12 protein-coding genes are annotated in these 11138 nt (G+C 67.1%); 8 read left to right on the top strand and 4 right to left on the bottom strand.

All coding sequences use genetic code 11. The annotated features are described in order from the left end of the window. Positions 1 to 162: 162 nt before the first annotated feature. From yegS to AC5P88_RS18640, 4 genes are all read right to left on the bottom strand, one after another. Complete coding sequence (gene yegS, locus AC5P88_RS18655) at positions 163 to 1098, bottom strand: lipid kinase YegS (protein WP_495225736.1); 936 nt, start codon at positions 1096 to 1098, stop codon at positions 163 to 165. A gap of 347 nt (positions 1099 to 1445) precedes the next feature. Further along, positions 1446 to 1928 carry a GNAT family N-acetyltransferase gene (locus tag AC5P88_RS18650; RefSeq protein ID WP_065178874.1) on the bottom strand — a complete coding sequence of 161 codons (483 nt, stop codon included), beginning with the start codon at positions 1926 to 1928 and terminating at the stop codon, positions 1446 to 1448. Between the two features lie 12 nt (positions 1929 to 1940). Then, positions 1941 to 2618 carry a ribulose-phosphate 3-epimerase gene (rpe, locus tag AC5P88_RS18645; protein ID WP_010482664.1) on the bottom strand — a complete coding sequence of 226 codons (678 nt, stop codon included), beginning with the start codon at positions 2616 to 2618 and terminating at the stop codon, positions 1941 to 1943. 57 nt (positions 2619 to 2675) lie between these two features. Then, positions 2676 to 3005, bottom strand: coding sequence for a J domain-containing protein (locus AC5P88_RS18640; protein WP_025874605.1), 330 nt, complete (start codon positions 3003 to 3005; stop codon positions 2676 to 2678). A gap of 141 nt (positions 3006 to 3146) precedes the next feature. On the opposite strand from AC5P88_RS18640, the gene AC5P88_RS18635 reads away from it, so the two are divergent. The 8 genes from AC5P88_RS18635 to AC5P88_RS18600 all read left to right on the top strand — a co-directional run bounded on the left by AC5P88_RS18635 (position 3147) and on the right by AC5P88_RS18600 (position 11136). Continuing rightward, on the top strand, positions 3147 to 4073 hold the full coding sequence (locus AC5P88_RS18635; RefSeq protein WP_164147100.1) for a phosphoribosylaminoimidazolesuccinocarboxamide synthase: 927 nt from the start codon (positions 3147 to 3149) through the stop codon (positions 4071 to 4073). Positions 4074 to 4388: 315 nt separating this feature from the next. Continuing rightward, complete coding sequence (locus tag AC5P88_RS18630; RefSeq protein ID WP_286070195.1) at positions 4389 to 4874, top strand: Mpo1 family 2-hydroxy fatty acid dioxygenase; 486 nt, start codon at positions 4389 to 4391, stop codon at positions 4872 to 4874. Positions 4875 to 5207: 333 nt separating this feature from the next. Next, positions 5208 to 8039 carry a monovalent cation/H+ antiporter subunit A gene (locus AC5P88_RS18625; RefSeq protein ID WP_495225735.1) on the top strand — a complete coding sequence of 944 codons (2832 nt, stop codon included), beginning with the start codon at positions 5208 to 5210 and terminating at the stop codon, positions 8037 to 8039. Continuing rightward, a complete protein-coding gene (locus AC5P88_RS18620; protein WP_049428077.1) occupies positions 8039 to 8431 on the top strand; it encodes a Na+/H+ antiporter subunit C in 393 nt (130 codons plus the stop codon). The genes AC5P88_RS18625 and AC5P88_RS18620 overlap by 1 nt, the downstream gene beginning before the upstream one ends. Then, positions 8428 to 9963: a monovalent cation/H+ antiporter subunit D gene (locus AC5P88_RS18615; RefSeq protein ID WP_495225734.1), complete on the top strand. Its 1536-nt coding sequence runs from the start codon at positions 8428 to 8430 to the stop codon at positions 9961 to 9963. Before AC5P88_RS18620 ends, AC5P88_RS18615 begins: the two co-directional genes overlap by 4 nt. Next, positions 9960 to 10466, top strand: coding sequence for a Na+/H+ antiporter subunit E (locus AC5P88_RS18610; protein ID WP_106551318.1), 507 nt, complete (start codon positions 9960 to 9962; stop codon positions 10464 to 10466). The genes AC5P88_RS18615 and AC5P88_RS18610 overlap by 4 nt, the downstream gene beginning before the upstream one ends. Beyond that, positions 10463 to 10747, top strand: a complete 285-nt coding sequence (locus AC5P88_RS18605) for a K+/H+ antiporter subunit F (protein ID WP_005411334.1) — start codon at positions 10463 to 10465, stop codon at positions 10745 to 10747. The genes AC5P88_RS18610 and AC5P88_RS18605 overlap by 4 nt, the downstream gene beginning before the upstream one ends. Continuing rightward, positions 10744 to 11136 carry a Na+/H+ antiporter subunit G gene (locus tag AC5P88_RS18600; RefSeq protein ID WP_106551319.1) on the top strand — a complete coding sequence of 131 codons (393 nt, stop codon included), beginning with the start codon at positions 10744 to 10746 and terminating at the stop codon, positions 11134 to 11136. The genes AC5P88_RS18605 and AC5P88_RS18600 overlap by 4 nt, the downstream gene beginning before the upstream one ends. The last annotated feature ends 2 nt before the right edge of the window (positions 11137 to 11138 follow it).

The following is an 11138-nucleotide window of genomic DNA, read 5'->3' as shown; positions in this document are numbered from 1 at the left end:
CTAAACGGCGTCAAACGGGCATTTTTATGGTGGTTCATCCGGGCTCTTTGGGGGCTGGACAGGTGTGGTAACCACCATTTTCCAAAGATGTCCCGGATGAACAACCTACCGAGAGATCACAACTAACAGTCGACTCTACCCAGTCGACTCTACCCAACGGCTCTACCCCTGCCCGCCCAGCAGCGGGCAACCGACCGGCAGATGCATCCGCACCCTGTCCGGCACGCACTCGATGCGGAACCGCTGGGCCTGCGCCGGTTCACCGTCCAGGTTGAGCGTCAGCGGTCGCTGCGATTCGATCTGCAACCACGGCAGCCGCGCGCGCGTGGCCAGCTGTTCCAGCGCAGCCTGGGTACCGGACTTCAGCATCTGGCCAAGGGTAGCGGTGACTTCGCCTTCCAGCTCCGGCAGCACCGTCACATCCAGCAGCCCATCATCGATCAGTGCCTGCGGGCACAGCTGCTGGCCGCCGCCCGCCTGGCGACCGTTGCCGATGCCCAGCGCGATGAAGTCGCCTTCCCACGCGAAATCCGGTCCCGACAGGCGTGCGTTGATCGGCTCGATGCGGCCGAGCTTGGCGATGCCGGTGATCACATAGGCCAGCCCGCCCAGCATCTTTTTCAGGCCAGCGTCGGTCTCCACGGTGACCTGCGTGCCGAAGCCACCGCTGGCGAGATTGGCGCACCACCACGGCGTGCCATCGGCGTCCACGCGCAGCAGATCGATGGCACGCGGCGCGGTCTGCCCGATCAACGCGAAGGCCTCCTTCGGTCCAGCCGGAATGCCTGCCGAGGTGGCGAAATCGTTGGCGGTGCCCATCGGGATCAGCGCCAGCGAGGGCAGCGCATCGGCCGATTCCTCGCGATGCGCCAGTGTTTCCGCGACCGCGCTGAGCGTGCCGTCGCCACCGGCAGCGACGATCACGTCCACGCCATGCTCGATCGCCTCGGCCACGTAGCGTTCGGCGTCGCCGTCCTCCCAGGTCACCCGCACTTCCAGCTGCACGCCCTGCCCGCGCCAGTGGCCAACAGCCTCACGCAGGTCATCGTTGCCTGCGGATTTGCCGTTGAGGATCAGGCGCCAGCGCGGGGTGGTCATGCGGTGCTTCCAGAGTGGGGCCGCACAGGCTATCAATCACGCGTTCGCGGCCAGTGAACGCCAGGCGATAGATCCACGCCATGCGTGGATGTCATGCAGATGTCATTGCCGGCCCGGAGAATGGAAGGCCATAGCAGGGACGACGGATGGAGGCAGGATCAGCCTCCCACGCATGCAGCGAGGCCACGCCAGTGATTGGCGTGGCTTTTTTTTGTGCAAGGGGATCGTGCGAACCAAGGTTCGCACCCACCGGGTTGCAGTTAGGACCCACCGGATTGCGGTTCGCCCCCCATCCAGGTCGAGGCGCGGACGCAGCAGAGCTACGCCATGCGTGGCTGCCTTGCGTATCAACCGTTGGCGAAATCGTGCAGCGCCTGGCCCTGCAACCGGTACACGGTCCACTCGTCCTGCGGCTTCGCACCGGCAGCGGTATAGAACTCGATGGCCGGGGTGTTCCAGTCCAGCACCGACCATTCGAAGCGGCCGCAGCCTTCGGCCACGGCCTGGCGCGCGATGTACTTCAGCAGTGCCTTGCCGGCGCCGGCGCCGCGCTTTTCCTGGCTGACGTAGAGGTCTTCCAGGTAGATGCCCTTGCGGCCCAGCCAGGTGGAATAGTTGTAGAAATACACCGCATAGCCGATGGCCTCGCCGTCGGCTTCGCAGATCAACGCGCGTGCGGTCGCATCGGCGCCGAACAGGCTTTCGGCAATACCGATCTCGTCGGTCTGCACCGAATGCTCGGCCTTCTCGTAGATGGCCAGCTCGCGGATGAAATGCAGGATCAGGCCAGCGTCGGCCACGGTGGCCGGACGGATGTTCAACACGGCCACCGTACCCATGGCTCAGCCCCTTGCCGCAGCAACGTTCGCGCGCATCTGCGCGATCACGTCCTGGTAGCTGGTCTTGGCGTTGAAGATGGCCGAACCGGCAACGAAGGTGTCGGCGCCGGCGGCAGCGATCTCGCCGATGTTGTCGGCCTTCACGCCGCCATCGATCTCCAGGCGGATGTCCTTGCCGCTGGCGTCGATCATCTTGCGCACCACGCGCAGCTTGTCCAGCGCCGAGGGGATGAAGGCCTGGCCGCCGAAGCCCGGGTTGACCGACATCAGCAGCACCAGGTCCAGGTCATCCAGCACCCAGTCGAGGATGTCCACCGGCGTGGCCGGATTGAGCACGATGCCCGGCTTGCAGCCCAGCGAGCGGATCAGCTGGATGGTGCGGTGCACGTGGCGGCTCGCTTCCGGGTGGAAGCTGATGTAGGTGGCACCGGCCTCGGCAAAGTCCGGGATGATGCGGTCCACCGGCTCGACCATCAGGTGCACGTCGATCGGCGCGGTCACGCCGTGCTTGCGCAGGGCCTGGCAGACCATCGGGCCGATGGTCAGGTTCGGCACGTAGTGGTTGTCCATCACATCGAAGTGGACCCAGTCGGCGCCGGCGGCGAGGACGTTGTCGACTTCCTCGCCGAGGCGGGCGAAGTTGGCGGAGAGAATGGACGGGGCGATGAGGCAGTTGGACATGGCCGGGGCCTTCGGAACGGGGAAAGGGTTCTCCCGCCCGCAGGCGGGACTATGGGGTCAGCGCTTGCGCAGGGTCTTGATGCGGTCGTAGGCGGCGTTGATCCGCCGCGACTTCTGCTCGGCCTGCTGCTGCAGCTCGGGGGCGGCGCCGCCCAGCTTGTCGGGGTGGTACTGGGAAATCAGCTTGCGGTAGGCGCGCTCGACCTCGGCATCGGTGGCCTCGGAGGTCAGCCCCAGCTCCCGGTACGGGTTCTCCTTGTTCAGGCGGAACCAGTCCGAATCGAAGGCATGGCCGAGCAACAGGCCGACCACCGCACCGAACAGCGGATTGGGCCGGAACAGCAGGGCGCCGGCGATGAATCCGAGCAGTTTTCCGTACCAGCGCATGGCGCTCCGGGGTCGACCGACGAAATGGACACTCATTTTACGTCACAGCGGGCCCGGACGGCTTTACACTAGGCCGCCCGCTGGTCAGCGGGCCCGCCGGGTCCGTTGGGCAGCCGTATCGACAACGCCCCAGGAGTGCCCGTGCCAACCACGCTGTTGCAATCCGATCTCCCCGGCCTGCCCTTGCGCCATCGCGGCAAGGTGCGTGATGTGTTCGATATCCCGCGCGAGCGGCTGCCTGCAGGGACCCCGCCGGGCGACTACCTGCTGATGGTCGCCACCGATCGCCTGTCGGCGTTCGACGTGGTGCTGCCCGACCCGATTCCGGGCAAGGGCGAGATGCTCTGCCAGGTGTCCAACTTCTGGTTCGCCAAGACCGCGCACCTGATGCCCAACCACCTGACCGGCATCGACGTGGCCAGCGTGCTGCCCGAGGGCGTGGACCCGGCCCTGTATGCCAAGCGCGCGGTGGTCACCCGCAAGCTGAAGCCGGTGCCGGTGGAAGCGATCGCCCGCGGCTACCTGATCGGCAGCGGCTGGAAGGACTACCAGCGCACTGGCAAGGTCAGCGGTATCGACCTGCCCGACGGCCTGCGCCAGGCCGAGCAGCTGCCCGAGCCGATCTTCACCCCCTCGACCAAGGCCGCCGTGGGCGACCATGACGAGAACATCGATTTCGATGCGATGGTGAAGCAGGTCGGTGCCGATCTGGCCGAGCGCGTGCGCGACGCCACCCTGCGCATCTACAAGTTCGCCGCCGACTACGCCCGCGAGCGCGGCATCATCCTGGCCGATACCAAGTTCGAGTTCGGTACAGACGCCGATGGCCGCCTGTACATCATGGACGAGATGCTGACGCCGGATTCCTCGCGTTACTGGCCGGCCGACGAGTACGAAGTGGGCACCAGCCCGCCGAGCTACGACAAGCAGTTCGTGCGCGACTACCTGGAGACGCTGGACTGGGGCAAGACCGCCCCGGGCCCGAGCATCCCGGCCGGGATCATCGAGCGCACCCGCGCCAAGTACGCCGAGGCGCTGCAGCGCCTGGCCGGGATCAGCGTCGACTGATCCGCCTGCGCCCCCGGCCGGAAAGGCTGGGGGCGTTCTGAAGGCGCGGCCGCCGACGGCGGTGCATCGGCTGGGATGCGTTCGACTGGGATGAAATCGGCCGCGATACGGTCGACTGGGTAGAGTCGACTGTTAGTCGACTATCGCGCGCAGCGCGGGGATTTTCGCCGTCGAAACGAAGAGCAGTCGACTCTACCCGGTCGGCCCCGCCCCATCGGCCCCACCTCATCGGTCCCACCTCATCGACCCCACTCGTCGGCGCCAGCCATTCGGCGCCCCCTCACCGCCTGGCCCCGGCGGGAGTATGCTGGCCGCATGCAGACCTCCACCGAGCTTGCGCGGCCGATCGACCGCTATTTCGCCAGCTATTCCGACGACCACCAGAACGTGATCAACCAGCGCATCCACGTGGTGGCTGTACCGGCCATCCTGTGGTCGGTGGTGGCTCTGCTGTGGTGCCTGCCGCCGCTGATCACCTGGTTCCAGTACGGCATCTGGTCGGCGTTCGCGATGTTCAGCGCCTGGTGCTTCTACAACAAGCTGTCGCGCCCGCTGGGCATCGGCATGCTCATCCAGTTCTTCGTGTTCGGTTGCCTGTGCCGCCTGCTGGAAGCAGAAATCGGCCTGCAGGCCCTGCGCTGGCTGGCGGTAGGTGTGTTCGTGGTGGCCTGGGTGGCGCAGTTCATCGGCCACACGTTCGAGGGCCGCAAGCCCAGCTTCCTGACCGACCTGACCTACCTGCTGATCGGCCCGGCGTGGGTGATGGCCAAGCTCTACCGCAAGCTCGACTGGCGCTACTGACGCGCCGGCGGCCGGCAGCGGCCGTCGTTTCCTGAACGGGCAGATCCCGTCACCCGCACTCCACGGCGGCCCTGCCAGCCTGCCCCGGTGACCCGCTCCCCACCGCCCGCCCGTCGACGGCAGCCCCTGTGCGACAGGGCCTGCGGTCTCCCTGCGTGGGCGTAGGGTGTCTCCCGAGGGCAGCCGGCGAGGCGATGCAGGAACGCGATGTTGCGCCGCAGAAAAAATGAATCAGCGAACGTTACATGCAATTGATCGCTGTTCGATGGGTTTCGGCGACATTTCGCAGCCTGTTATCCTCCCTGACCTGCTCGTGAATCATGGATTCCCTGCATGCTCCCCAGCCTGCCCCTGCTGCTGGCCCTGCCGTTCCTGATGGCAGCGGCCGTTGCGGCCTTCCCCCGTAGTTCGCGCTCGACTGCTGCCTGGCTGGCGGCGCTGGCGCCGTTGGGCGGATTGGCCATCCTCGGCTGGCTGACGCCCGCTGTACTTGATGGCCAGGTGGTCCGCACCCTGGTGCCCTGGTTGCCGCAGATCGGGCTGGACTTCACCCTGCGCCTGGACGGGCTGGCCTGGATGTTCGCCGGGCTGGTGCTGGGCATCGGCGCGCTGGTGGTGCTGTATGCGCGCTACTACCTGAGCCAGCAGGACAACGCGCACCGCTTCTACTGCTACCTGCTGCTGTTCATGGGCGCCATGCTGGGCATGGTGCTGTCGGGCAACCTGCTGTTGCTGATGATCTTCTGGGAAATGACCAGCATCAGCTCGTTCCTGCTGATCGGCTTCTGGTCGCACCGCCAGGACGCCCGCGAAGGCGCGCGCATGGCGCTGGTGATCACCGGTGGCGGCGGCCTGGCCCTGCTCGGTGGCGTGCTGCTGATCGGCCGCATCGTCGGCAGCTTCGACCTGGACGTGGTTCTGGCCGCCGGCGAGCAGATCCGCGCCAGCGCGCTGTATCCGTATGCCCTGTTCCTGGTGCTGGCCGGCATCTTCACCAAGAGCGCGCAGTTCCCGTTCCACTTCTGGCTGCCGCACGCGATGGCCGCGCCCACCCCGGTCTCGGCCTACCTGCACTCGGCCACCATGGTGAAGGCCGGCGTGTTCCTGCTGGCGCGCCTGCATCCGGCGCTGGCCGGCAGCGACCTGTTCTTCTACACGGTCAGCGGCATCGGTGCGATCACCCTGTTGATCGGCGCCTGGAACGCGATCTTCCAGCACGACCTGAAAGGCCTGCTGGCCTATTCGACGATCTCGCACCTGGGCCTGATCACCCTGCTGTTCGGCCTGTCCACACCGATGGCGGTGGTGGCCGGCGTGTTCCACATCCTCAACCACGCCACCTTCAAGGCCTCGCTGTTCATGGCCGCCGGCATCATCGACCACGAGACCGGCACCCGCGACATGCGCAAGCTGGGCGGCCTGCGCAGGCTGATGCCGTTCACCAGTGCGCTGGCGATCATCGCCTCGCTGGCGATGGCCGGCATTCCGCTGCTCAACGGCTTCCTGTCCAAGGAAATGCTGTTCGCCGAGGCACTGACCGCCGGTGGCGGCCCGGGCGCGATGCGCACCGCGGTGTCGATCGCCGCGCTGCTGGCCGGCGTATTCGGCGTGGCCTACAGCCTGCGCTTCGTGCACGACACCTTCTTCGGCCCTGGCCCGCATGACCTGGACCGCGTGCCGCACGAGCCGCCGCGCTGGATGAAGGTGCCGGTGGAACTGCTGGTGGTGATCTGCATCGCAGTAGGCGTGGCGCCGGCACTGACGGTGGCGCCGGTGCTGCATGCCGCTGCTGCCTCGATCCTCGGCAACGCCATGCCCGAGTACAGCCTGGCGGTGTGGCACGGCTTCAACCTGCCGCTGGCGATGAGCGCGATCGGCGTGGTCGGCGGCGTGGCGCTGTACTTCGGTCTGCGCAGGCTGATCAACCTGCACGCGGTGGAAACCCGCACCACCGGCCGCAACGTCTTCCACGCGCAGCTGGATGCGATTTCCGCGCTGGCCATGCGCCTGACCAACGGCATCGCCAATGGCAGCCTGCAGCGCATGCTGCTGGGCCTGGTGCTGGTGGCCATCACCGTGGCCGCCGCGCCCTACATCGCCAACCCTGCCTCGCCGAACTGGACCAAGCCGCAGCCGATCCCGCTGCTGGGCTGGGCGCTGTGGCTGGTGATGATGGCCTGTGCGGTCGCCACCCTGCGCGTCTACAAGCAGCGCCTGCTGGCGGTACTGCTGGTCGGCGGCGTCGGCCTGATGGTGGCGCTGACCTTCGTGTTCCTGTCCGCACCCGACCTGGCGCTGACCCAGCTGCTGGTCGAGATGGTCACCCTGGTGCTGATGCTGCTGGGCATGAACTACCTGCCCGCGCAGTCCGGGCCGGAGCGGCCGCGCTGGCGCAAGCGCCGCGACGCGGTGATCGCGATCATCGCCGGTGCCGGCCTCGGTGCGCTGGCCTATTCGGCGATGACGCTGCCGCCGAACACCATGGCCGGCGAACTGCTCGCCCGTGCCCTGCCCGAGGCGTACGGCCAGAACGTGGTCAACGTGATCCTGGTCGACTTCCGCGGCTTCGATACCTTCGGCGAGATCACCGTGTTCGGCATCGCCGCGCTGGTCGTGCACGCGCTGCTGCGACGCACGCGGATGGCCCCGGAGCAGATCATGCCCGGCCCGCCGATCAAGCTGCCGGTACCGGCCGACCTGGCGCAGATCATGTTCCCGCTGACGCTGACCGTGTCGATCTTCCTGTTCCTGCGCGGCCACAACGCACCCGGTGGTGGATTCATCGCCGGCCTGGTGCTGGCGGTGCCGCTGCTGATCCAGTACGTGATCCAGGGCACTGCCTCGGTGGAATCGCGCTTCGGCTTCGACTACATCCGCTGCATCGGCATGGGCCTGCTGATCGCCCTGCTCAGCGGCAGCGCCTCGATGCTGTTCGGCGTACCGTTCCTGACCAGTGGCCACCTCGACCTGCACCTGCCGCTGATCGGCGACGTGCCGCTGGCCAGCGCGATCGGTTTCGACATCGGCGTCTACCTGGTGGTGTTCGGCGGCGCCATGCTGATGCTGTCGATGATGGGCACGATCAAGCCCTCGCGTACCCGTACCGCCCGCAAGGGTGAGATCGACCTGCAACGCCGTTCGGCCCGCACCGGGGAGATGCACTGATGGAACTGGCCCTGGCTACCGCGATCGGCGTGCTGACCGCCATCGGCATCTACCTGCTGCTGCGTGCGCGCAGCTTCGATGTGATCCTCGGCATGACCTTCCTGTCCTACGCCACCAACCTGCTGATCTTTGCCGGTGGCCGCGTGGTGCTGGGCAAGGCGCCGGTACTGCAGGAAGGCGTGGACAGCCACCTCGGCAACTACACCGACCCGTTGCCGCAGGCACTGGTGCTGACCGCGATCGTGATCGCCTTCGCGATGACCGCGGTGAGCATCGTGCTGGCCATGCGCAGCCGCAGCGACAACCACAGCGACCACGTGGACGCCCACGAGCCCGACGACGACCTGCAGGATGAGAGCGTGCCGCCGCGCCAGGGCGAGGACCGCGCATGAACCATCTGGTGATCCTGCCGATCCTGATTCCCCTGCTTGGCGCCGCGCTGTCGCTGTTCGTCGAACATCGCCGCTACGGCCCCAAGGTGCAGCGCGCGGTGGCGTGGACCTCGCTGTCGGCGCTGGCGCTGGCAGTGGGCCTGCTGTTCGCCACCACCGCCAGCGGTGACATCAACGTCTACCTGCTCGGCGACTGGCCGTCGAGGCTGGGCATCGCGCTGGTGGCCGACAGGCTGTCGGCGTGGATGCTGCTGACCACCCTGCTGCTGGCCATTCCCTGCCTGCTGCATGCCTGCTCGGGCTGGGACCGCCGCGCGCCGCATTTCCATGCGCTGTTCCAGTTCCAGCTGGTCGGCCTGAACGGCGCGTTCCTCACCGGCGACATCTTCAACCTGTTCGTGTTCTTCGAGGTGATGCTGATCGCCTCCTACGGCCTGCTGCTCAGCGGTGGCCGCGGCCTGCGCATGCGCATCGGCCTGCACTACGTGGTGTTCAACGTCACCGCCTCGACCCTGTTCCTGATCGCGCTGGGCCTGCTGTACGCCTCGCTGGGTTCGTTGAACATGGCCGAGCTGTCGCAGCGCATCGCCGAGGTGCCACCGGCGCAGCTGACGCTGGTCAAGGCCACGATGGGCCTGTTGCTGTTGGTGTTCTGCGCCAAGGCCGCATTGATGCCGCTGTACCTATGGCTGCCGGAAGCCTATTCGCGCGCACCGGCGGCGGTGGCCGCGCTGTTCGCGATCATGACCAAGGTCGGCCTGTACTCGGTGCTGCGCATCCAGATGCTGTGGTTCGGCGATGACGCCGGCGCGATGGCCGGCTATGGCCGCGACTGGCTGATGTGGGCCGGCGTGGCGACGCTGGTACTGGGCGGCCTCGGTGCGCTGGCCGCGACCCGCCTGCGCGTGCTGATCTCGTACCTGGTGATCGTATCGGCGGCCACGCTGTTCATCGCCTTCTCGGTCGGCACCCCGCAGGTTCTCTCGGCCGGCCTGTACTACCTGCCGCACAGCAGCTTTGTCGCCGCCGCGCTGTTCCTGATCGCCGACCTGATCCGTCGCCGCCGCGGCGGCGCCAGCGACCGCAAGGAAGTCGTCGCGCCGATGCCGGGCAAGGAAACGCCGGCGGTGCTGTTCCTGATCGGCGCGGTATCGGTGGCCGGCCTGCCGCCGCTGTCCGGCTTCCTGGCCAAGGCCGCCCTGCTGGCCGGCATGCCTGAGCAGTACACCGGCCCGGTCTGGACCGCGGTGCTGGTCAGCAGCCTGCTGGTGATCATGGGCCTGACCCGCGGCGGCATCCGCCTGTTCTGGCGCGTGCCGCCGGTCGATCCGGAGGCACCGAAGCCGCGCAAGGCACGCCTGCGCCGGGTCGAGTTGTACGCCGCCTGCATCCTGCTGGGCTACGGCATCGGCATGACCCTGGCCGCCGCCCCGCTGATGCGCTACACCGACGCCACCGCCGCACAGCTGCTGCACCCCAGTGAGTACGTGCAGCAGCTGCGCGCGACCACGCCGGAGATCCGCCAGCCATGACCGCCCAGCGCTCCCTGTTCCGCCGCATCATTCCCTCGCCGATGCTCAGCATCATGGTGGTGGCGTTCTGGCTGTTGATGTCCGACAGCTTCACCCTCGGCCAGATCGTGCTGGGCCTGCTGCTGGGCGTGGTGGTGCCGTTGTTCGCCGCGCGCCTGGACCGCGAGTTCGCCCGCATCGGCACGTTGCGGCCGCTGCCCAAGCTGCTGTGCGTGACCCTGTGGGACATCCTGATGTCCAACATCCGCGTCGCCCTGCAGGTGCTGGGCCCGGAAAAGAACATCCACCCGGGTTTCATCTGGCTGCCGCTGGACATCGCCAACATCCACGGCATCGCAGCGCTGACCAGCATGATCACGCTGACTCCCGGCACGGTCTCGGCCGCGCTCAGTGACGACCGCAAGTACCTGCTGGTGCACGTGCTGCACCTGGAGGACCCGCAGGACCTGATCGATACGATCAAGCGCCGTTACGAGGCGCCGTTGATGGAGATCTTCCCATGACCGGTTTTGAAGTCATCCAGACCACGCTGGTGGTGTGCATGCACGTGGTCGGCCTGGCGATGCTGCTGGCCACCTGGCGCCTGCTGCGCGGGCCGACCGTGCCCGACCGCATCCTCGCGCTGGACACCCTGTCGGTGACCGCGATCGCCGAGCTGATGCTGTTCGGCATGTACCTCAACTCGCCGATCTACTTCGAGGCGGCGCTGATCATCGCCATGCTCGGCTTCGGCAGCACCGTGGTGCTGAGCAAGTTCGTGCTGCGCCGGGACATCGTCGAATGATCACCGCGATCCAGATCGGCCTGTCGATCCTGCTGCTGTTCGGCTGCTTCTTCATCCTGGTCGGCGCACTGGGCCTGGTGAAGCTGTCCACCTTCTTCAAGCGCCTGCACGCACCGACCAAGGCCAGCACGCTGGGCGTGGGCTGCGTGCTGGTGTGCTCGGTCTGCTACCACATCTTCCTGGGCCAGGACCCGCAGCCGCGCGAGCTGCTGATCACCGTGTTCCTGTTCATCACCGCACCGATCAGCGCGCACATGATGGCCAAGGCCGCGCTGTCGCTGCTGATGGAAACCCGCCCCAGCCTGCCCGGCAACGAGCCGGCTGCTGAAGAACAGATGCCTCCGCCGGAACCGGTGCGCGAGGAAGAAGAGCACGCACAGGGCCGGTAACC

Source organism: Stenotrophomonas sp. YJH_SMC_8 (genome assembly GCF_059371315.1).
This window is presented reverse-complemented; position numbering and strand designations above follow the sequence as displayed.

Coding starts and splice junctions, on each gene's coding strand:
- yegS (WP_495225736.1), bottom strand. CDS start 1,098: ATGACCACCCCGCGCTGGCGCCTGATCCTCAACGGCAAATCCGCAGGC.
- rpe (WP_010482664.1), bottom strand. CDS start 2,618: ATGTCCAACTGCCTCATCGCCCCGTCCATTCTCTCCGCCAACTTCGCC.
- AC5P88_RS18640 (WP_025874605.1), bottom strand. CDS start 3,005: ATGCGCTGGTACGGAAAACTGCTCGGATTCATCGCCGGCGCCCTGCTG.
- AC5P88_RS18630 (WP_286070195.1), top strand. CDS start 4,389: ATGCAGACCTCCACCGAGCTTGCGCGGCCGATCGACCGCTATTTCGCC.
- AC5P88_RS18625 (WP_495225735.1), top strand. CDS start 5,208: ATGCTCCCCAGCCTGCCCCTGCTGCTGGCCCTGCCGTTCCTGATGGCA.
- AC5P88_RS18620 (WP_049428077.1), top strand. CDS start 8,039: ATGGAACTGGCCCTGGCTACCGCGATCGGCGTGCTGACCGCCATCGGC.
- AC5P88_RS18615 (WP_495225734.1), top strand. CDS start 8,428: ATGAACCATCTGGTGATCCTGCCGATCCTGATTCCCCTGCTTGGCGCC.
- AC5P88_RS18610 (WP_106551318.1), top strand. CDS start 9,960: ATGACCGCCCAGCGCTCCCTGTTCCGCCGCATCATTCCCTCGCCGATG.
- AC5P88_RS18605 (WP_005411334.1), top strand. CDS start 10,463: ATGACCGGTTTTGAAGTCATCCAGACCACGCTGGTGGTGTGCATGCAC.
- AC5P88_RS18600 (WP_106551319.1), top strand. CDS start 10,744: ATGATCACCGCGATCCAGATCGGCCTGTCGATCCTGCTGCTGTTCGGC.